Origin of the sequence: Paracoccus simplex, assembly GCF_042648325.1 — a bacterium.
Lineage (GTDB): Bacteria > Pseudomonadota > Alphaproteobacteria > Rhodobacterales > Rhodobacteraceae > Paracoccus > Paracoccus simplex.
On sequence record NZ_JBHRXE010000043.1, the window covers coordinates 43,919 to 63,161 of the forward strand.

18 protein-coding genes are annotated in these 19,243 nt (G+C 70.3%); 8 read left to right on the forward strand and 10 right to left on the reverse strand.

Going from position 1 to position 19,243, the window contains the following annotated elements; all coding sequences use genetic code 11:
• The first annotated feature begins 276 nt into the window (after nt 1-276).
• The 3 genes from ACFOMP_RS15320 (at nt 277) to ACFOMP_RS15330 (ending at nt 4,836) form a co-directional block, all read left to right on the forward strand.
• Nucleotides 277-1,929 (forward strand): BCCT family transporter, encoded by a 1,653-nt coding sequence (locus ACFOMP_RS15320; protein WP_379032037.1) that lies wholly within the window; start codon nt 277-279, stop codon nt 1,927-1,929.
• Nucleotides 1,930-2,034: 105 nt separating this feature from the next.
• Nucleotides 2,035-3,519: an inorganic phosphate transporter gene (locus ACFOMP_RS15325; protein WP_289894753.1), complete on the forward strand. Its 1,485-nt coding sequence runs from the start codon at nt 2,035-2,037 to the stop codon at nt 3,517-3,519.
• A gap of 114 nt (nt 3,520-3,633) precedes the next feature.
• Nucleotides 3,634-4,836, forward strand: coding sequence for a DNA topoisomerase IB (locus ACFOMP_RS15330; protein WP_379032040.1), 1,203 nt, complete (start codon nt 3,634-3,636; stop codon nt 4,834-4,836).
• Here the strand turns inward: ACFOMP_RS15330 and ACFOMP_RS15335 are convergent.
• Nucleotides 4,794-5,450, reverse strand: coding sequence for a L,D-transpeptidase (locus ACFOMP_RS15335; RefSeq protein WP_289894755.1), 657 nt, complete (start codon nt 5,448-5,450; stop codon nt 4,794-4,796). The two genes, ACFOMP_RS15330 and ACFOMP_RS15335, sit on opposite strands and share 43 nt — an antisense overlap.
• A gap of 229 nt (nt 5,451-5,679) precedes the next feature.
• Between ACFOMP_RS15335 and ACFOMP_RS15340 the strand changes: the two genes are divergently transcribed.
• Together ACFOMP_RS15340 and ACFOMP_RS15345 are read left to right on the forward strand one after the other, a co-directional pair.
• The gene (locus ACFOMP_RS15340; RefSeq protein ID WP_289894756.1) at nt 5,680-6,249 is read left to right on the forward strand and encodes a CAP domain-containing protein; all 570 of its coding nucleotides are present in this window, start codon (nt 5,680-5,682) and stop codon (nt 6,247-6,249) included.
• An 89-nt stretch (nt 6,250-6,338) separates the two neighbouring features.
• A complete protein-coding gene (locus tag ACFOMP_RS15345; protein ID WP_379032044.1) occupies nt 6,339-7,124 on the forward strand; it encodes an inositol monophosphatase family protein in 786 nt (261 codons plus the stop codon).
• A 143-nt stretch (nt 7,125-7,267) separates the two neighbouring features.
• On the opposite strand, the gene ACFOMP_RS15350 is transcribed toward ACFOMP_RS15345, so the two are convergent.
• The 6 genes from ACFOMP_RS15350 to hslO form a co-directional block, all read right to left on the reverse strand.
• Nucleotides 7,268-7,789, reverse strand: coding sequence for a L,D-transpeptidase family protein (locus tag ACFOMP_RS15350; RefSeq protein WP_289894758.1), 522 nt, complete (start codon nt 7,787-7,789; stop codon nt 7,268-7,270).
• Nucleotides 7,790-7,854: 65 nt separating this feature from the next.
• Entirely contained in the window at nt 7,855-9,072 is a 1,218-nt protein-coding gene (locus ACFOMP_RS15355; RefSeq protein ID WP_379032048.1) for a class I SAM-dependent RNA methyltransferase, read from the reverse strand.
• Nucleotides 9,069-10,940 (reverse strand): ABC transporter ATP-binding protein, encoded by a 1,872-nt coding sequence (locus tag ACFOMP_RS15360; protein WP_379032050.1) that lies wholly within the window; start codon nt 10,938-10,940, stop codon nt 9,069-9,071. Before ACFOMP_RS15360 ends, ACFOMP_RS15355 begins: the two co-directional genes overlap by 4 nt.
• Entirely contained in the window at nt 10,940-12,106 is a 1,167-nt protein-coding gene (locus ACFOMP_RS15365) for a CCA tRNA nucleotidyltransferase (protein WP_379032053.1), read from the reverse strand. Before ACFOMP_RS15365 ends, ACFOMP_RS15360 begins: the two co-directional genes overlap by 1 nt.
• A complete protein-coding gene (locus ACFOMP_RS15370) occupies nt 12,103-12,678 on the reverse strand; it encodes a CoA pyrophosphatase (RefSeq protein WP_379032056.1) in 576 nt (191 codons plus the stop codon). The genes ACFOMP_RS15365 and ACFOMP_RS15370 overlap by 4 nt, the downstream gene beginning before the upstream one ends.
• A gap of 23 nt (nt 12,679-12,701) precedes the next feature.
• Nucleotides 12,702-13,727 carry an Hsp33 family molecular chaperone HslO gene (gene hslO, locus ACFOMP_RS15375; protein ID WP_379032059.1) on the reverse strand — a complete coding sequence of 342 codons (1,026 nt, stop codon included), beginning with the start codon at nt 13,725-13,727 and terminating at the stop codon, nt 12,702-12,704.
• A gap of 219 nt (nt 13,728-13,946) precedes the next feature.
• On the opposite strand from hslO, the gene rpe reads away from it, so the two are divergent.
• From rpe to ACFOMP_RS15390, 3 genes are read left to right on the forward strand one after another with little or no spacing between them, the layout of a single operon-like run.
• Nucleotides 13,947-14,639 carry a ribulose-phosphate 3-epimerase gene (rpe, locus tag ACFOMP_RS15380; RefSeq protein WP_289894764.1) on the forward strand — a complete coding sequence of 231 codons (693 nt, stop codon included), beginning with the start codon at nt 13,947-13,949 and terminating at the stop codon, nt 14,637-14,639.
• Nucleotides 14,636-15,844, forward strand: a complete 1,209-nt coding sequence (locus tag ACFOMP_RS15385; RefSeq protein ID WP_379032062.1) for a 3-deoxy-D-manno-octulosonic acid transferase — start codon at nt 14,636-14,638, stop codon at nt 15,842-15,844. The genes rpe and ACFOMP_RS15385 overlap by 4 nt, the downstream gene beginning before the upstream one ends.
• Nucleotides 15,845-15,876: 32 nt before the next feature.
• On the forward strand, nt 15,877-16,296 hold the full coding sequence (locus ACFOMP_RS15390) for a DUF1178 family protein (RefSeq protein ID WP_289894766.1): 420 nt from the start codon (nt 15,877-15,879) through the stop codon (nt 16,294-16,296).
• Nucleotides 16,297-16,326: 30 nt separating this feature from the next.
• On the opposite strand, the gene ACFOMP_RS15395 is transcribed toward ACFOMP_RS15390, so the two are convergent.
• The 3 genes from ACFOMP_RS15395 to ACFOMP_RS15405 are packed head-to-tail and all read right to left on the reverse strand — an operon-like array spanning nt 16,327 to nt 19,228.
• Nucleotides 16,327-17,103, reverse strand: a complete 777-nt coding sequence (locus ACFOMP_RS15395) for an ABC transporter ATP-binding protein (protein ID WP_289894767.1) — start codon at nt 17,101-17,103, stop codon at nt 16,327-16,329.
• Nucleotides 17,103-18,155, reverse strand: coding sequence for a FecCD family ABC transporter permease (locus ACFOMP_RS15400; RefSeq protein WP_379032067.1), 1,053 nt, complete (start codon nt 18,153-18,155; stop codon nt 17,103-17,105). The genes ACFOMP_RS15395 and ACFOMP_RS15400 overlap by 1 nt, the downstream gene beginning before the upstream one ends.
• Nucleotides 18,134-19,228, reverse strand: coding sequence for an ABC transporter substrate-binding protein (locus ACFOMP_RS15405; RefSeq protein WP_379032070.1), 1,095 nt, complete (start codon nt 19,226-19,228; stop codon nt 18,134-18,136). The genes ACFOMP_RS15400 and ACFOMP_RS15405 overlap by 22 nt, the downstream gene beginning before the upstream one ends.
• Between the last annotated feature and the right edge of the window lie 15 nt (nt 19,229-19,243).

Here is a 19,243-nt window from a genome sequence, read left to right on the forward strand (position 1 = left end):
GTTTCCCGGATCCTCTGGGCAAAGGTTAGCCCAAGCCCGCCGCTGACGACAACCCGGGCAGCGGCGCGCGTGCGGTTGCCGCTACGTCATGCCGCCACACCACGCCAGACAGCCGGTTCCGCCGCCCGCGTTGCGTTTTTGCGCTTGTTCCGGTAAAAACGCCGGGTTGGTTGCGGCCTTTTTGCAGGTTTTTGTCCTCGGGCCGTCTATTTCCGTTGCGCGCCCAGGGCGTGCTGGACCAGATCGCACAATCAGGGAAAAGACCTTTTGGCAGAAATGACGCAGGTTCCGATCGACCCGATCACCCCCGAAGCAGTTCCGGCGCCCGAGGGCCCGACGCAGATCATCGACACCGCCTACGAGATCGGCCAGGACAACATCAATTATCGCCGACGCTTCGTGTTCGAGCTGGATATCCACAACGTCGTTTTCAGCATCTCGGCGCTCGGGGTCGTCGCCTTCACCCTGCTGACCCTGATGTTCCAGAACACGCTGGACCCGTTCTTTTCCGGGCTGCGCGATTTCCTGACCGCCAATCTCGACTGGTTCTTCCTGATCGTCGGCAATGTCTTCGTGCTGCTGTGCCTGGTGCTGATCGTGCTGCCGCTGGGCCGCATCCGGCTGGGCGGTCCGCAGGCGGTGCCCGATTACAGCTATCTCTCGTGGTTCTCGATGCTGTTTGCCGCCGGCATGGGCATCGGCCTGATGTTCTATGGCGTGTCCGAGCCGCTGGGGAACTACACCGCCGCCTTCGACGGCCCGACCGTCGGGCCGGACGGCATCCGCACCGACTGGGCGCCGCTGCAAGGCGTGCCGGGCGATGCCGAAGGTGCGCGGCGGCTGGCGATGGCGGCGACGATCTTCCACTGGGCGCTGCATCCCTGGTCGATCTATGCGATCGTGGCGCTGTCGCTGGCGCTTTTCGCCTTCAACAAGGGCCTGCCGCTGACGCTGCGCTCGGTCTTCTATCCGATCTTCGGGGAACGGGTCTGGGGCTGGCCGGGCCATGTGATCGACATTCTGGCGGTCTTTGCGACGATCTTCGGGCTTTCCACCTCGCTGGGCATCGGGGCGCAGCAGGCCAGCGCCGGGCTGAACTTCCTGTTCGGCCTGCCCGCGACCACCGGGGCAATGATCTTCCTGATCATCTTCATCACCGGCATCGCCACCGCATCGGTGGTGGCTGGCATGGACAAGGGTGTGAAGCTGCTGTCCGAGGCGAACATGGCGCTGGCGCTGCTGCTGCTGGTCTTCATCGTGCTGGTCGGCCCCACCACCCAGATCGCCACCGGCTTTTTCAAGAACCTGCTGGCCTATGTGGAATATCTGCCGGCGCTGTCGAACCCGCTGGGGCGCGACGACGACAATTTCCGCCAGGGCTGGACCGCCTTTTACTGGGCCTGGTGGATCAGCTGGTCGCCCTTTGTCGGCATGTTCATCGCCCGTGTCAGCCGCGGCCGCACGGTGCGCGAGTTCCTGATCGCGGTGCTGCTGATCCCGTCGCTGGTCTCGACCATCTGGATGACCGCGCTGGGCGGCACGGCGATCAGCCAGGTCGTGGACCAGAGCCTGCGCTCGGTCCAGGACGCGGCGCTGGAACTGCAACTGTTCGAGATGCTGGCGCATCTGCCGCTGACCGGCATCACCTCGCTGATCGGCATCGTGCTGGTGATCGTGTTCTTCGTCACCTCGTCGGATTCCGGCTCGCTGGTGATCGACACGATCAGCGCCGGCGGCAAGGTGAACGCGCCGGTGCCGCAGCGGGTGTTCTGGGCCACCTTCGAGGGGCTGGTCGCCATCGCGCTGCTGTTGGGCGGCGGGCTTGCGGCGCTGCAGGCCATGGCCGTCTCGACCGGCTTTCCCTTTGCGATCGTGCTGCTGGGGGCCTGCTTCGCGCTGGTCAAGGGCTTGCGGGCAGAGCCGGGCTGACCGGTCCCGCAGGCGGTGCGGGGCGGCGCGGTGCGCCGGGCGTCGGATGCATCTTGATATGCCACCGATTCCCTCCTAGCACCCGCGGGAACAGAAAGGCGGAACATGTCTAACAAGGATCTCGAGCCCCGACATCTCGACACGCTGGACCGCGACCTGGGCCGCTTCGCCAATCTCGAGGCGGCCGCGGTCTATGTCTCGCGGCCCCTGGTGGCGCCGAGCATCGGTTTCGTCTTCATCATCCTGGCCGGGCTTGCCGCGGCGATGCTGCTGGGCCAGCACGGCGAGATGCCGATCGTCGTCGCCGCCGCGGTGTTCGGCGCCTACATGGCGCTGAACATCGGCGCCAACGATGTCGCCAACAATATGGGTCCGGCGGTGGGGGCGAATGCGCTCAGCATGGGCGGCGCCATCATCATCGCGGCGATCTTCGAAAGCGCCGGCGCGCTGATCGCTGGGGCCGACGTGGTCTCGACCGTGGCCAAGGGCATCGTCGCGCCCGAGGCGCTGGACACGCCCGCGATCTTCATCTGGGCGATGATGGCGGCGCTGCTGGCCTCGGCCCTGTGGGTGAACCTGGCGACATGGATCGGGGCGCCGGTCTCGACCACCCATGCCGTGGTCGGCGGGGTGATGGGCGCAGGCATGGCGGGTGCCGGTTTCGGTGCGGTCAGCTGGGACCAGATGTTCGCCATCGCCGCAAGCTGGGTCATCTCGCCGGTGATGGGCGGCGTGGTGGCGGCCGGCTTCCTGTGGTTCATCAAAAGCCGGATCATCTATCGCGACGACAAGATCGCCGCCGCCCGGACCTGGGTGCCGGTGCTGGTCGGGATCATGGCCGGCACCTTTGCCGCCTATCTGGTGATGAAGGGGCTGAAACAGCTGATCGCGGTCTCGATGGGCTCGGCGCTGCTGCTGGGCCTGATGATCGGGCTGGGCTGCTGGCTGGTGATGATCCCGGTCACCCGCCGCCAGTCCAAGGGGCTGGAGAACCGCAACAAGTCGCTGAAGGTGCTGTTCGGGATTCCGCTGGTCGCCTCGGCGGCGCTGCTGAGCTTTGCCCATGGCGCGAATGACGTCGCCAATGCCGTCGGCCCGCTGGCGGCCATCGTGCAGACCGCGCAGACCGGCAATTTCGAGGGGGCCGTGACCATTCCCCTGTGGGTGATGCTGATCGGGGCCTTCGGCATCTCCTTCGGCCTCAGCCTGTTCGGGCCCAAGCTGATCCGCATGGTCGGCAGCGAGATCACCAAGCTGAACCCGATGCGGGCCTATTGCGTGGCCCTGTCGGCGGCGATCACCGTCATCCTGGCCAGCTGGCTGGGGCTGCCGGTCAGCTCGACCCATATCGCGGTGGGCGCGATCTTCGGCGTGGGCTTCTTTCGCGAATGGGACGCCGAGCGGCGGCTGAAACGGGCCCGCATGACGCTGCCGAAGACCGAGGAGATCCCCGCCGACGAGCGCCGCCGCCGCAAGCTGGTGCGCCGGCTGCATGTGCTGACCATCGGCGCCGCCTGGGTGGTCACCGTCCCCGCCGCGGCGCTGCTGTCGGCGATTCTGTTCCTGATCCTGCGGCAGATCCCGGTCTGATCCGGCGCGTCGGGGCGGCCGGCATCCTGGCCGCTTTTCCCCCTCGTCTGCATCACGATCCGGTTTCCTGACCCGGTTGCCGCCGGGCGCGCAACCGGGCGGATCCGGAACGCGTTGCGCCTTGTTGCCGCGTGCTTTCCGGTCGCCATGCCCGAGGATTCGCCCATCGCCCACGCCCAGGACGCCGCGGAAACCGCGGGGCTGATCCATGCCGGCGACGATGCGCCCGGAATCTCCCGCCGGCGCTGCGGCACCGGGTTTTCCTATCGCGACGCGCGGGGCCGGACGATCCGCGACGCCGCCGTGCGGCGCCGCATCCGGGCGCTGGCGATCCCGCCTGCCTGGTCCGAGGTCTGGATCTGCGCCGATCCGCGCGGCCATGTGCAGGCCACCGGGCGCGATGCGCGCGGCCGCAAGCAATATCTTTATCACCCGCGCTTCCGCGCCTTCCGCGACCGTGCCAAGTTCGATCACCTGCTGGAGTTTGCCGCCTGCCTGCCGAAGATCCGCGCCCGCGTCGATGTCGACATGGCGCGGCCCGGGATGCCGCCCGACAAGGTTCTGGCGACCGTCGTGCATCTGCTTGAAACCACGATGATCCGGGTCGGCAATGCCAGCTACGCGCGCGAGAACCGTTCGCACGGGCTGACCACGCTGCAGAACCGCCATGCCCGGATCGACGGCGGCAAGGTCCGCTTCCGTTTCCGGGGCAAGGGGGGCAAGACCTGGGATCTGGGCATCCGCGACCGCCGCGTCGCCCGCATCGTGCGCAAGATGCAGGATCTGCCGGGCCAGCCGCTGTTCCAGTATCTCGACGAGGCGGGCGAATGCCGCAGGATCACCTCGGGCGAGGTGAACGACTACCTGCGCGGCATCGCCGGGCGCGAGGTGACGGCCAAGGATTTCCGCACCTGGACCGGAACGGTCCTGGCCGCCGAGGCGCTGGCACGCTGCGATCCCTTCGAGAGCGAGGCCGAGGCCAAACGCAACCTGCGCGAGGCCATCGCCAACGTCGCCGCCCGGCTGGGCAACACCCCGGCCATCTGCCGCAGATGCTATGTCCACCCACAGATCATCGAGGCCTATCTGGCGGGCGGGCTGAAGCTCCGGCTGGGCAAGGACGGCACCGCCCGCGATACCGGGCTCGGCCCCGAGGAGCGTCAGGTCCTGCGCCTGCTGCGCAAGGCCGCCCAGCCGTCCGGGGGGCTGAACGGCGCCGGTCCGCGCCGCCATGAAAAAGGGCCCTGCCGGCCCCTTTTCGCGCTGCCTGCGGGTCAGATCAGCAGCACCTGGGTGCCGATCTTGGTCAGGTCGTAAAGCTGCTTGATATGTTCGTTGTAAAGGCCGATGCAGCCGTTCGAGGACTTGCGGCCGATCTTGCGCGTGTCATGCGTGCCGTGGATGCGGTAATACTGCCAGCTCAGCCACAGCGCATGGGTGCCCAGCGGGTTGTCCGGCCCCGGCGGCACGAAATCCGGCCATTCCGGGTTGCGCTTCTTCATCTCGGGGGTGGGCGCCCAGCTCGGACCCTTGACCTTCTTGATGATCTCGGTGCGGCCGGTGCGGGTCAGGTCGGCGCTGACCGGAACCGAGGTCGGGAACAGCTTGTAGACGGTCTGGTCCTCGGACCAGTAATGCAGCGCGCGCGAGGTCAGGTCGACCAGGATGGCGCCATTGGTCAGGGTGCTGAAATAGGGCTGCCAGTCCTGCATGCGGAAGCTGGAGATGTTGCGGCGCGAATCCTGGGCCGCGTCATATTGCACCATGCCCGCGTCCGGGGTGGCGCCGCCGGCCGCGCCCTGCAGCGGCTGGCCGGTATAGGGGTCGATGGCCTGGGCCAGGGCCGGGGCCGCCAGCCCCGCCGCCGCGCCCATCGCCGCCGAGGCGGTCAGAAATTTCCGGCGCGAGACCGGATTTTTCGGCGTGATCATGTGTCGCTCCTGATATGTGGCGGACCGCTCGCGGCGGTCTTCTCTGCCCGAATTTGCGAAGAATGGCGTTACGACATGGATTTACGCCCCGGCCCGGACCCTTGCAATTCAAACAAGCGTCATTGTCGCAACAGAGTCGCAGCCTGTGGCCCTCACGCAATCTTGCGTTTGAAGCGAGGCGCTGCCTTTTGTATGGCTGGCGCAAAATATCCTCTCGGGACAGGACATGATGCTGAAACTCTCTACCCTGGCGCTTGTTTCGGTGCTGGCGCTTGCCGCCTGCCAGCAGCCGCAGCAGACGCAACTCGGCCCCGACGGCCAGCCGCTGCCGGTCGCCTACAAGATCACCCCGCGGGAAGAGGCGCAGATCCCCGGCCGCATCCTGGGCCAGATCAATGCGCTGCGCGCCAATGTCGCCGCCGCCCCCATGGTGCAGAACCCGATGCTGGACGCGGCCGCCAAGGCCCATGCCCGCGACATGGCGGCGCAGAACCGCGCCTGGCATTTCGGCTCGGACGGCTCCTCGCCGCTGGATCGCATCCGCCGCAACGGCTACATGGGCCACCTGATCGGCGAGAACATCTCCGAGACCTACGAGAACGAGATCGCGACGCTGAACGCCTGGATGCAGACCCGCGACACCCGCGACGTGGTCATGGACCCGCGCGCGACCGAGCTGGGCGTCGGCTGGTACCAGGAACCCTCGGGCAAGATCTGGTGGGTGCTGATCACCGGCGGCGCGACCGCCACGCCGACGACCATGGCCGGGGGCTTTGCCGCCCCCGGCGCCGGAATCTGACCGGACGGCGCGGCCGGACCGGGCCGCGCCTTTCCGCCTTTCATCGGCAGACGGGCCCTCGGCCGGCGGCTGCGTGGCAGGAGGTCGGGATGAGCGAGATCGACCGAATCCTGGCCGCGGCGCTGGCCCTGGCCGCGGCGGCTGCGGACATCTCCGCCCAGGCATGGCGCGGTGCGCTTGCGGTCCGCTACAAGCCAGACGGCACCTCGCTGACCGAGGCCGACCTGTCCATCGAGTCGATGTGGCGCGAGTGCATCCGGCGGCAGTTTCCCTCGCACGGCATCCTGGGCGAGGAATACGGCGCCGATGCCGGCAGCAGCGCCTTTACCTGGGTGCTTGATCCGATCGACGGCACCCGCCAGTTCGCGGCGGGATTGCTGAACTTCGCCTCGCTGATCGGCGTCTGCCGCGACGGAGTGCCGATTCTGGGTCTTATCGACCTGCCGGCGCCGGGCGCCCGCTATGTGGCGGCCGAGGGGCGCGGGACGCGCTTCGGCAGCCGCCTTGTCCGCAGCAGCGGGCAGCGCGCGCTGGACAGGGCCGTCGTCAGCCTGGCGAATCCCGACAGTTTCACCGCGCCCGGCAGCGCGGCCGGATACCGCCGGTTGCGCTCGGCCGGGCGGGTCAGGGTGTTCGACGGCGGCGCGGCCGCCTATGGCGCGCTGGCCCGCGGGCTGGTGGATCTTTGCCTGAACGGCGACGACCTGGACGCTTACGACATCTGCGCCCTGTGCCCGGTCGTGCAGGAGGCGGGCGGCGTCATTTCCGACTGGCGGGGTCGGCCGCTGACGCTGCGGTCCCGCGGGGCCATCCTGGCCAGCGCCTCGCCCGCACTGCACGCGGCGGCGCTGGACCGGCTGGCCCTGCCGGGCTGATGGCGATTCGGCCCGGCCCGGGCCGGCATGGCAGGGCATGACATGGCAGGCGCGACGGGCAGGCGGCCGGCCTGCGCCGTCCCGGCGATCAAAAGCCCCGCGACGATGCGCAGGGCCCTTGTGACAGGCGCTGCCGGTGGCGCCTAGGGATAGAGGAAAATCGGCACGCCCGGGCGCAGCATGGTGAAGATCTCCTCGATCTCCTCGTCGGTGACGGCGATGCAGCCGGCGGTCCAATCGTTGCGCTGCCGGACCAGCTGCCGCCCCTCGGGGCCGAGGCCGTGGATGAAGATGTCGCCGCCCGGCCGCAGCCCCCTGGCCGCCGCCTGGGTCACGTCCTGCGCGGATGGGTAGGAGATGCCGACCGACAGGTGATAGCGGCTGCGCGGGTTGAAACGGTCGATGAAATACATGCCCTCGGGCGTGCGGCCGTCGCCTTCGAATTGTTTGCGGCCGACCGGCTGATTGCCGAGCTTGATCTCATAGCTCTTGATCACTTCCCGGCCGCTGACGAGATACATCTTGCGCTCGCCCTTCTTCACCACGACCTGCGTGATGGGCGGACCCTGATAGGTCTTTCTGGATTGAGTGCTGTCCCCGCCGCCGCAGCTTGCCACAACAGCCACTGCGACAACCGCGAAAAATGCGCGTATTGCCCGAATCATCACTGCCCTCTGTCTGCGCTATGCGCTTGGTTTTCCCAAGAAATAGCACAGAGATTAAAATTTCGCTAGCTTCGGCGAAATTCCGCCACGGTCTCGACATGCGGCGACCAGCGGAACTGGTCGACCACGAAGAGCCGCGCCAGCGCCCATCCGCCCTCGGCGAGAATTCGCGCGTCCCTTGCAAAAGTGACGGGATCGCAGCTGACCCAGGCCAGCCGGTCCGCGGCCGAGCGGGCCAGTTCGCGCGCCTGCGCCTCGGCCCCGGCGCGCGGCGGGTCGATCACGATTGCGTCATAGGCCAGCTCGTCGGGCATGAGCGGCCGGCGGGCAAGGTCGCGAATCTCGGTCGTGATTCGGCGCAGGCCGGGGCTGCGGCGAGCGGCCGCGTCCAGCGCCTGCAGCGGCGCGGCCAGCCCCTCGACGGCATGGACCTCGGCCGTCTCGGCCAGCGGCAGGGTGAAGGTGCCGCAGCCGGCGAACAGGTCCAGCACCCGGCCGGCACCGCGCAACATGCCGCGCACCGCGGCCAGCAACGCCGCCTCGCCCTCGGCGGTGGCCTGCAGGAAACCGCCCGGCGGCGGCACGACCTGCGCCCGCCCCATGGGCAGCGCCGGCGGGCGGCGGGTGATGCCTTGGCCGTCCCAACTGAGCCGCGCCAGATCGCCCTCGGCCGCCAGCGCCGCCAGGGTTTGGAACAGCGCCGGCTGCATCGGCTTGCCGCCGGTCACCGCCACGTCCAGCCCGGCCGGCGTCTCGGTCACGGTCAGCGACAGCTCGCCCGCGCGCGAGGCGCCGGCGACGACCAGCCGCCGCAGCAGCGGCAACGACGACTGGATTCCCGGCCGCAGCACATGGCAATCCGCGATATCGACGATCACGTCCGAGGCGCGGGCGTGAAAGCCCAGCAGCGCGTCTTTCTTCGTCCGCCGCCCCGACAGCACCGCCCGCCGGCGCGAGCGCGGCGGCGAGACATGCACCCCGGCAATCGGCGCGGAAAGCCCCTGCGCCCGCAACGCCTCGGTCACCACGCCGACCTTCCAGGCCTTCACGAACGCCTCGGAGCCGTGCATCAGCGCGCAACCGCCGCAGGCGCGGTAATGCGGGCAGGGCGGGCGCACCCGCTCGGGCGCGGGGGTCACGATGCGCGGGCTGGCGATGCGGCCGTTCTCGGCCTCGCCCTCGATCACCTCGCCGGGCAGGGTCAGCGCCGCCAGGGCGCGGCCCCCGGACCCGACCGCCACGCCATCGCCCTTGCGGCCCAGCCGCTCGACGGTCCAGATCACTCGGCGGCCTCGGTGGTTTCCTCGTCCTCGTCGGTGCCCAGGAAGCCGCCGGACTGGCGGTTCCAGTAGCGGGCATAGGTGCCGTCCAGCGCCAGCAGCTCGGCATGGCTGCCCTGCTCGACGATGCGGCCGGCTTCCAGCACCACGATGCGGTCCAGCTCGGCGATGGTCGAGAGCCGGTGCGCGATGGCCAGCACGGTCTTGCCCTGCATGGCGCGGTGCAGCGCCTCCTGCACCTGCGCCTCGACCTCGCTGTCCAGCGCCGATGTCGCCTCGTCCAGGACCAGGATCGGCGCGTCCTTCAAGAGCGCGCGGGCCAGCGCGATGCGCTGGCGCTGGCCGCCGGACAGCTTGACGCCGCGCTCGCCCAGATGGGCGTCGTAGCCGGCGCGGCCCATATGGTCGCGCAGGGTCAGGATGAACTCATGCGCCTCGGCCGCGCGGGCCGCCGCCACGATCTCCTCCTCGGTGGCATCCGGGCGGCCGTAAAGGATGTTGTCGCGGGCCGAGCGGTTGAACATCGCGGTTTCCTGCGTGACCATGGCGATGTTGCGGCGCAGGCTTTCCTGGGTCACCGCGCGCACGTCATGGCCGTCCACCCGCACCGCGCCGCGTTCCACGTCGTAAAGCCGCAGCAGCAGCGAGACCATGGTGGACTTGCCGGCGCCCGAGGCCCCGACCATGCCCAGCCTCTCGCCCGGGGCGATATGCAGGTCCAGGTCGCGGATGCCGCCGCCGCCGTCCCGCGCCGTGTCGCGGCCATAGGCGAAATCGACATGGTCGAAGTCGATGCGCCCGGCCACGCGGTCCAGCGCGACCGCATCGGCGGCGTCGGTCAGGGCATGGGGCGGCGACAGGGTCTTCATGCCGTCCTCGACCTCGCCGATCGAACCCCAGACGCCCATCAGCGCCATGCTGACCCAGCCGGTCATCTGCGCCAGCCGCATCGAGATCGCGCCGGCGGCGGCGATGTCGCCGGCCGTCGCCAGCCCCTCGCGCCACAGCATCAGCGTGCCGCCGATCAGCACCACCGGCAGCGCGCCGGCGACGAACATCAGCGAAAAGCGGAACCAGGTGCTGACGCGGCCGAAATCCAGCGCCCGTTCGCGAAACCCGGCCATGGCGCCAAGTGCGGCGCGGTCCTCGTGCTCGGCATGGGCGAAAAGCTTCACGGTCTTGATGTTGGTGATCGTGTCCACCACCTGCCCCGTCACCATGGCCCGCGCCGAGGCGCGGCTGGCCGAGCGGGTGCGGATGCGCGGCAGGAAGAAGCGGATCAGCAGCGCATAGCAGGCAAGCCAGGCCAGCATCGCCACCGCGCCCCAGCCGTCCACCGAGACCAGGAAGGCGGCCGAGCCGATGATCGAGGCCAGCGCGAAGGCCACCACGTTGACGAATTCCGTCGCCACGTCGGTCACCGCCCGGGCGGTCTGGGTCTGCTTCTGCGCGATGCGGCCGGCGAAATCGTTGTCGAAGAAGGTCACCGCATGGCCCATGGTCCAGCGGTGCAGCCGCGACAGCACCAGCGGGAACAGGTTCGGCCCGATGATGACGCTGGAGGAGGCGGTGGACAGGCCGAAGATCGCCGGCCGCACCACCAGGAAGAACAGCACGAAGCCCAGGATCAGCCCGCCCTTGTCGGCGACCAGGGTCGCGGGCGTGCTGGTCACGACGGCATCGATCACCCGGCCCAGCAGCACCGCCGAGACGATATCCGCGATGCCGCTCAGCGCCGAGGCCACGGCCGCGACCGCCAGCCCCGACCATGCCCCCGACAGGCACCAGCGGAAGAAGGCCAGCAGGCTGCGCGGCGGCGGGCCCTCGGCCGGGCGGAAGGCGTCGATCATGCGGGCGAAGACATCATGCATCAGGCCCGGGCCTCCTGTCGCAGCGCGATCCGGCGCAGCACCTCGCGCGGCAGGGTGAAATCGCTTTCGATCCATGCCGCCTCGGCGCGTTTCAGGGCCTCGCCCAGGGCCGGGCCGGAAAGCTCGGGCATCAGGTCGCGGGCGGCCAGCGGGAATTTCGCCTCGGCGCCGCGGGCCAGCTCGTGGCACCAGCCAAAGGGCGGCGCCTCGCCGCGGGCGGCGCGGATCAGCACCGATTGCGCGGCGACGGCGCGGCCGTGGCGCCAGGCGGCGACCGGCGGATGCAGCGCCAGCGCCGCGGCGATCTGGTCCTGGCTGCGGGCCTCGTCGCGCGACAGCCGCAGCGCCCCGGCGGCGTTCGGGGCCGCCAGCAGCGCCAGGCGGCGCGGCCAGCAGGGCAGCGCGCCGGTGCCGAATTCGTGCTCGGCCTCGACCAGCTCGGGCAGGTCGCCGGGATCGGCGCCGGGCAGGACCAGCGACAGCACGCCCGCCTCGGCCATCAGCGCCACGGCGCGCGAGGGGTCGGGCGCATCCAAGAGCTTGCGCATCTCGTGGCCGATGCGTTCCCTGGAAATGCCGGCGAGGCCCGCGCGCAGCTCGCGGCAGGCGGCCAGCGCCTGCAGGTCGGCCTCGCGCCCATACCAGGCCAGGAAGCGGAAAAAGCGCAGGATGCGCAGGTAGTCCTCGGCGATGCGGGCGCGCGGGTCGCCGACGAAGCGCAGCCGGCGCGCGGCCAGGTCGGGCAGGCCGCCCACCGGATCCAGCACCTTGCCCGAAGCGGTGGCGTAAAGCGCGTTCATGGTGAAGTCGCGGCGCTGCGCGTCTTCCTCGATCCGGTCGGAATAGGCGACCACGGCGCGGCGGCCGTCTGTTTCCACGTCGCGGCGGAAGCTCGTGACCTCGAAGCCGCGGCCGTCGGCGATCACGGTGACGGTGCCATGGTCGATGCCGGTCGGCACGCTGCGCAGGCCGGCCGCCTCGGCCAGGCGGATGCTGTCCTCGGGCCGGGCCGAGGTCGAGATGTCCACATCCGCCACCGGCTCGCCCAGCAGCGCGTTCCGGACCGCGCCGCCGACGATCAGCGCCTGCGCGCCTTCGGCCGAAAGCGCGGCCAGCACCCGCGCCAGGGCGGGATCGTCAAGGAAGGGCGCGGTCAGGCGGGTCATGCGGAAAGCCTGGCTGAAATCCGGATGGCGAGCGAATGCAGGACGCGGGCGGTGGCGCCCCAGATATAATAGGGTCCCCAGGGGGCGACATAATAGTCCCGCCGGGCGCCGCGCCAGATCCGGCCCTCGACATGATAGTTCGCCGGATCGGTGACATGGGCGAAGGGGACGGTGAACACCTCCTCGACCTCGCCGGCCTCGGGGACGGGGGTGAAGGGGCCGTGGACCAGCGCCAGCACCGGGGTCATGGCAAAGCCGGTCACGGTGCGATGCGGCGGCATGGTGCCCAGGACCTCGACGCGGGCGGGGTCGAGGCCCACCTCCTCATGCGCCTCGCGCAGGGCGGCGGCGGTCTCGTCGGCATCGCCGGGATCGACCTTGCCACCGGGCAGGGCGATCTGGCCGGGATGGTGGCGCAGGCTGCTGGCCCGCTTGGTCAGCAGCAGCCGCCCGTCCGCGGCGTCGAAGGCGGCAAGCACTCCGGCGGGGCGCAACGCCGCCTCGCCGGGCGCCGGGGCGCCGCCGAAGTCGAAATCGGACGAGGGCCCGGTCGTTCCCGACAGGGCCCGCATCAATGTCTCGCGGACCCCCGTCATCAAAGTGCGGCCCGGCTTTCTTTGGCCCCGGCTTGCGGCAGCAGATTGCCCTCGGCATCCATGGTCGCCTCGAAGCCGAGGCTTTGCGGGTCGAATTCGTAATGCGCGCCGCAGAACTGGCAATCGGCGGTGACGATGCCGTCGCCGTTGGTCATGTGGGCGATGTCCTTGGCCGAATAGATCGACAGCGTGTCGCGCACCCGGTCGGCATTGCAGGAACAGCCGAAGACCAGCGGTTGCACGGCGAAGGCGGTGGGCTCCTCCTCGTGGAACAGCCGGAAGACCAGGTTCGGCAGGGGCAGGGCGGAATCGACCAGCTCCATCGCCTCGACCGTGGCCATCAGCATGGTGGCGCGGTTCCAGTCCTCGGACTGCGCGCCCTGCAGGATGTCGGCGGATTGCAGCGCCTCGCCTTCCGGGGCGGCGTGGCTGGCGGCGGGCAGGGTCTGCAGCATGATGCCGCCGGCACGCCAGTGCTCCTTGGCCTGGCCGGGCATGCGCGAGCGGCCGACCGTCAGCTCGAAGCGGGTGGGAAGCTGCTCGGACTGTTCGAAATAGGCCTGCGCGCAGGCGGCCAGCGAGCCGCCGGCCAGCGGCGTCAGGCCCTGATAGGGCGTCGTGCCCTCGCCCTGGTCGATCAGCACCGCGAAATAGCCCTGGCCGAGCTGGTCGAAGCCGGTGACGCCCTCGTGCAGCCGGTCCGGGTCGAAGCTGGCCCAGGCGCGCATCCGGGCGGGGCCGCCCTCGGTCTCGGGGGCGTAATAGTCGGTGGCGATGGTGCGGATGGCGCCGTTGCCGCGCACCTGCAGCGACAGTTTCCAGCGCAGCTTGATGGTCTGGCCGATCAGCGCGGTCAGGGTGGTCAGTTCGGCCACCATGGCGCTGACCGCGACCGGGTAGTCGTGGCGCGACAGGATATGTTCGAGCACCGGGCCCAGGCGCGCGACGCGGCCGCGCATGCCCGAGCGCTCCAGCTGGAAGGGCAGCACGCTGTCGTCCCAGGAAAGATCCTTCGTTTCGGTCATTGCAAGTCCTTCGGAATACGGGTGCGCGGGGCCGGCGACGGCCCGGCGCCTTGGCCCCAATATAGGCCCTGCGGCGGAAAGCCCAAGGGGGAAGCCGGGGGCTTCGCGCCCCCGGACCCCCGCGGGGTATTTGGAAAACGGCGAAATGCAACCTTCATGCCGGTTGACCTCGCGCGGGCGGGGACGGTAACCCGAGCGGGTATGTGCAGGGAGCCAGCCATGACCTTCGATCGCCGCATCAAGATCGCCCCGTCCATCCTGTCGGCGGATTTCGCGAATTTCGGCCAGGAGATCCGCGCCATCGAGGCCGAGGGCGCCGACTGGGTGCATGTCGATGTGATGGACGGGCATTTCGTGCCCAACCTGACCTTCGGCCCGCCGGCGGTGAAGGCGTTCCGGCCGCATGTGACCAGTTTCATGGACGTGCACCTGATGATCGCGCCGGTCGATCCCTATATCGAGGCCTATGCCGAGGCCGGCGCCGACATGATCACCGCGCATGTCGAGGCCGGGCCGCATCCGCATCGCACCCTGCAGGCGATCCGCGCCACCGGCAAGAAGGCCGGGATCTCGCTGAATCCCGGCACGCCGGCCGAGGCGGTGGAATATCTGCTGGACCTTTGCGACATGGTGCTGGTGATGACGGTGAACCCCGGTTTCGGCGGGCAGAAGTTCATTCATTCGCAACTGGACAAGATCGCCCGGCTGCGCGCCATGATCGGCGACCGGCCGGTGCATATCCAGGTCGATGGCGGCGTCGATCCGGGCACCGCGCCGCTGGTCGCCAAGGCGGGGGCCGATGTGCTGGTGGCGGGCTCGGCGGTGTTCCGCGGCGGCTCGGTCGCCGATCCCGGCGTCTATGGCAAGAACATCCGCGCCATCCGCGAGGCTGCCGAGGCCGCGACCCGTTGATCTGGCGCGGCGCCACGGCGCTGGCCGGCGCGGCGCTGGGTCTGGCCGCGCCCCTGGCCGGAAGCGACTGGCGCGAGCGGTTGGCGCTGTCGGGGCCCGAGGTTGCGCCGGGCGGCATCTGGCTGCATGCCGCGAGCGTCGGCGAGCTGACTTCGGCCCGCGTCCTGGCCGAGGCGCTGGCGCCCGGCTTTCCCCTGACCGTGACGACGAACAGCTTGACCGGCCGCGACCTGGCGCGGCGGCTGGGCCATGCCTGCGGCCTGGCGCCTCTGGACGTGCCGCAGGCGGTGGGGCGCTTCCTGGACCGGGTGCGGCCTTCGGTGCTGGTGACGGTCGAGAACGAGCTTTGGCCCAACCGCTCGGCGATGGCGGCGACGCGGGGCGTGGCCCAGGTGGTGGTGGGCGCGCGCATCTCGGCGCGTTCGGCGGCGCGCTGGGGCCGGCTGCCGGGGCTGATCGGGCCGATGCTGGGCCGCATCGACGCGCTGTCGGCGCAGGACGCGGCCAGCGAGGCGCGGCTGCTGGCGCTGGGGCTGCGGCCCGAGGCGCTGACGCCGCGGCTGAACCTGAAGCTGCTCGGTCCGGCGCGGATCGCGCCGGGCGCGGATGCGCCGGACCGTCGGCGCACCGTGCTGGCGGCCTCGACCCATGAGGGCGAGGATGCGGCGATGCTGGACGCCTGGCTGGCCGCGCGGCAGGTCGCGCCGGATCTGCGGCTGATCCTGGCCCCGCGCCATCCCGAGCGCGGCGATGCCGTGGCGGCGCTGATCGCCGCGCGCAGGCTGGATTTCGCCCGGCGCAGCCAGGGCGGCGGGCCGGAGGCGCCGCTGCTGCTGGCCGACACGCTGGGCGAGATGGCGCTGTGGTATCGCGCCGCCGGCATCTGCGTCACCGGCGGCTCCTTTGCCGATCACGGCGGCCATACGCCATGGGAGCCGGCGGCCTGGCGCTGCGCGATCCTGCACGGGCCGCATGTCGCGAACCAGGCCGATGCCTATGCCGATCTGGACGCGGTGGGGGGGGCGCTGGCCTGCAATGCCGCCGGGCTGCCGCGCCTGCTGACGGAGCTGTTGCGCGATCCGGACCGGCAGCGTCGCATGGGCGAGGCCGCGCGGGCGCTGCTGCTGGCGCGGGCGGGCAATCCTGCCACGCTGATCGCGCGGATCGGGACGCTGGCGCGGGCACGGGCTTGCGGAAGCGGCTGAGCGGCCCGATATTTGCAGGGAAAGGAGCCGACATGATCCGCTATGCCCTGCGCTGTGACCAAGGCCATGAATTCGATGGCTGGTTTCGCAATTCCGAAGGTTTCGAAAGCCTCAGGAAGGCCGGACAGGTGACTTGCGCGCAATGCGGCTCGGTCCATGTCGAGAAGGCGCTGATGGCACCGCGCGTCACCCATGGCGGCGACGATGCCCCGGATCTGCACAGCCCCCGCGACCCGCACGAGGCGGCGCTGGAAAAGCTGCGCCAGCATATCGAGGCGAACTCGGATTACGTCGGCATGTCCTTCGCCGCAGAAGCCCGCGCCATGCATGAAGGGCTGGCGCCCGAGCGCGCGATCCACGGCGAGGCGCGGCTCGAGGATGCCAAGCAGCTGCTCGAGGACGGGATTTCGGTCGCGCCCCTGCCATTCCGGGCCCGGCAGCGGGCGCATTGAGCCCGCTTGCCCGGTCGTGCCGGCCCGGCCCTAGCCCGGGGCGTGTTCGCCGTCGATCAGCACCATGATGCGGCCGCGCGAGCAGCGCTCGACGCGGGCCTCGACGCCGTAGACCTCGGCCAGCAAAGCGGGGGTCAGGATCTCCTCCGGCCGGCCCTCGGCATGGGTATGGCCGCCATGCATCAGCACGATGCGGTCGGCCCATTGCGCTGCCAGCGCCAGGTCGTGCAGCACGGCGACGACGATGCGCCCCTCGGCCGCCAGCCGTCGCAGTTCCGACAAGAGCCGCACCTGCCGCGCCAGATCCAGCGCGCTGGTCGGCTCGTCCAGCAGCAGCAGGCGCGGGTCGCGCACGATGGCCTGCGCCAGGCTGACCATCTGCCGCTGGCCCCCGGACAGCGCCGAAAGCGGCTCCAGCGCCAGCGCGCCGATGCCCAGCTTGTCCAGCACCGCCATGGCGGTGGCATCGGCACCGCGCGCGTCCAGCGTGTCGCCCGCCCGCCGTGCCGCGATCACGCTTTCCAGCGCCACCAGCGACGAGCCGGCCGGCAGGCTTTGCGGCATGAAGCCCACCAGCCGGGCGCGGTCGCGCATCGGCACATGCGCCAGGTCGCGCCCGTCCAGCAGCACCCTGCCGCCATGCGGCTGCAACTGGGCGATGGCGCGCAGCAGCGTCGATTTCCCGGCCGCGTTCGGTCCGGCCAGCACCGTGACCTCGCCCGGGCGCAAAAGCGGCAGGTCCAGCCCTGCGAGCACGCTGCGCGCGCCGTAGCGCACCGAGATGTCCTGCGCCAGCAGCCCCTGCATCAGCGCCGCCTGCCGCGCAGGATCAGCGCGAAGAAGATCGGCAGGCCGATCAGCGAGGTCACCAGCCCCACCGGCAGCAGCACCCCCGGCACCAGCGTCTTGCTGAGCGTCGAGGCCAGCGACATGACCAGCGCCCCGGTCAGCAGGCTGGCGGGCAGAAAGACGCGGTGGTTCTCGCCCACCAGCATCCGGGCGATATGCGGACCGGCCAGGCCGACGAAGCCGATCACCCCGACCATCGACACGGCGGCGGCCGACAGCAGGCTGACGCGGAACAGCGTCCAGCGCCTGAGCCCGGTCACGTCGACGCCGAAGCTGCGCGCCTGGTCCTCGCCCAGCCGCAGCGCCGTCAGCTTCCAGGCGGCGCGGAACGAGAACGGCACCGAGACCGCCAGCACCACCGCGATCAGCATCACCCCCGGCCATTGCGCCGAGGCGAGGCTGCCCATGGTCCAGAACACCAGTTGCTGCAGCGCATCGGCCGAGGCGACGAACTGCACCAGCGACAAGAGCGCCGCTGCGGTGAAGTTCAGCGCCACGCCGAACAGGATCAGCACCTCGGGCCCGCCGCCGCGGATGCGGCCCAGAAGCTGCAGCAGCGCCAGCGCGCCCAGCGCGAACAGGAAGGCATTGCCGGAAACGCTCCAGACCGCGGGCAGGCCGGGCAGGGTCAGGCCCAGCACGATCGCCACCGCGGCGCCAAGCGCGGCCGAGGACGAGACGCCCAGCGTGAAAGGCTCGGCCAGGGGGTTTTCCAGCACCGTCTGCATCTCGGCCCCGGCCAGCGCCAGCGCCGCGCCGACCAGCAGCGCCATCGCGGCGACCGGCAGGCGCACGTCCCAGACGATGACGTGGGTGCCGCGCGCGACCTCGCCGCCGGCCAGCGCCTGCAGCGTATCCGCCAGCGGCAGCCCGGCCGGGCCGGTCACCAGGTCCAGCAGCAGCGCCGCCAGCGCCGCCAGCGCCAGCACCCCGACCAGGGCCGAGTTGCGCCGGCCCTGCCGGTGATAGCGGCTCAGCGTCGCGTCGCTCATGGTTGCGGGGTCACCCACCAGCTTCCCGGCACGGTGACGGGCGAGAAGCGGGCATTGATCTCGGCCAGGGTGGCGGCGGGATCGACATCCTCGAACAGCGCGGGATGGAAGGTCTTGGCCAGGTATTCGATCAGCGCGATATGGATGGGCGAATCGTTGAACATGTGCCAGACGCCGGCGGCGCGGCCCTGCTCCACCGCCCGCAGCGCCGAGAAGCCGGGCGCCGAGACCAGCGCCTCGAAGCTGGCCTGCGCGGTCGCGGCATCGACCTCCGAGCCCAGCACCAGCCCGCCGCGCGCCGCCATATGCGTGCCGCCGGTGGCGATGTAGATGTCGGGATCGGCGCCGATCAGATATTCCAGGCTGACATTGCCGACCGGGGTCTTGACCGTCTCGGCGCCGATGTTCCGTCCGCCGGCGGTGACGATGAAATCGTTGAACACGCCCGAGCCCACGGTCGAGCAGCAGCCGGTGGGCGCGGCATGGACGTGGAAGAACACCCGCGGCCGCTCGGTGACGGCGGCCAGCCGGCCGCGGACCCGGTCGAGCCGGGTTTCGTAAAAGCCGGCGAATTCCTCGGCCCGTTCCTCGGCGCCGGTCAGCTTGCCCAGGATGTGCAGGCTGGGGATCGAGTTTTCCTGCGGATGCGAGAAGAAGTCGACATAGGCGACCGGGATGCCCGCCGCCTCGATCTGCCGGCGCACCAGTTCGGTGCCGGGATCGTCCTGGTCGATCAGCGTCAGCACCACCAGGTCGGGATGCAGGCCGATGATCGCCTCGGCCGACAGGCCGCGCGTGCCGGCGCCGACCGGCTTGATCTGGTCGATATCGGGGAATTTCTGCCGATAGGCGGCCAGGGTCGGCTCGTCCAGCGCCCGCGCCAGCCGCCAGCCGCTGACCAGCGAGACCGGGTCGTCATGGATCAGCCCCAGCACCGACAGATGCCGCGCCTCGGCCAGGACAATATGCTTGGCGGGCTGGGGCAGCGTGACCTCGCGCCCCAGGATGTCGGTCGCGGTGACGTCGGCACGGGCCAGGCCCAGCGAGGCGATCAGCGCGGCGGCGGCAAGCAGGGGACGGGTCAGGATCATGGCGTTTCCAGGGCT

Excerpts from the sequence above, each read along its gene's own strand:
- ACFOMP_RS15325 (WP_289894753.1), top strand. The coding sequence starts at position 2,035 with ATGTCTAACAAGGATCTCGAGCCCCGACATCTCGACACGCTGGACCGC.
- ACFOMP_RS15395 (WP_289894767.1), bottom strand. The coding sequence starts at position 17,103 with ATGCAGGGGCTGCTGGCGCAGGACATCTCGGTGCGCTACGGCGCGCGC.
- ACFOMP_RS15345 (WP_379032044.1), top strand. The coding sequence starts at position 6,339 with ATGAGCGAGATCGACCGAATCCTGGCCGCGGCGCTGGCCCTGGCCGCG.
- ACFOMP_RS15365 (WP_379032053.1), bottom strand. The coding sequence starts at position 12,106 with ATGACCCGCCTGACCGCGCCCTTCCTTGACGATCCCGCCCTGGCGCGG.
- ACFOMP_RS15320 (WP_379032037.1), top strand. The coding sequence starts at position 277 with ATGACGCAGGTTCCGATCGACCCGATCACCCCCGAAGCAGTTCCGGCG.
- ACFOMP_RS15335 (WP_289894755.1), bottom strand. The coding sequence starts at position 5,450 with ATGATCACGCCGAAAAATCCGGTCTCGCGCCGGAAATTTCTGACCGCC.
- ACFOMP_RS15340 (WP_289894756.1), top strand. The coding sequence starts at position 5,680 with ATGCTGAAACTCTCTACCCTGGCGCTTGTTTCGGTGCTGGCGCTTGCC.
- ACFOMP_RS15405 (WP_379032070.1), bottom strand. The coding sequence starts at position 19,228 with ATGATCCTGACCCGTCCCCTGCTTGCCGCCGCCGCGCTGATCGCCTCG.
- ACFOMP_RS15390 (WP_289894766.1), top strand. The coding sequence starts at position 15,877 with ATGATCCGCTATGCCCTGCGCTGTGACCAAGGCCATGAATTCGATGGC.
- rpe (WP_289894764.1), top strand. The coding sequence starts at position 13,947 with ATGACCTTCGATCGCCGCATCAAGATCGCCCCGTCCATCCTGTCGGCG.
- ACFOMP_RS15360 (WP_379032050.1), bottom strand. The coding sequence starts at position 10,940 with ATGCATGATGTCTTCGCCCGCATGATCGACGCCTTCCGCCCGGCCGAG.
- ACFOMP_RS15370 (WP_379032056.1), bottom strand. The coding sequence starts at position 12,678 with ATGCGGGCCCTGTCGGGAACGACCGGGCCCTCGTCCGATTTCGACTTC.
- hslO (WP_379032059.1), bottom strand. The coding sequence starts at position 13,727 with ATGACCGAAACGAAGGATCTTTCCTGGGACGACAGCGTGCTGCCCTTC.
- ACFOMP_RS15350 (WP_289894758.1), bottom strand. The coding sequence starts at position 7,789 with ATGATTCGGGCAATACGCGCATTTTTCGCGGTTGTCGCAGTGGCTGTT.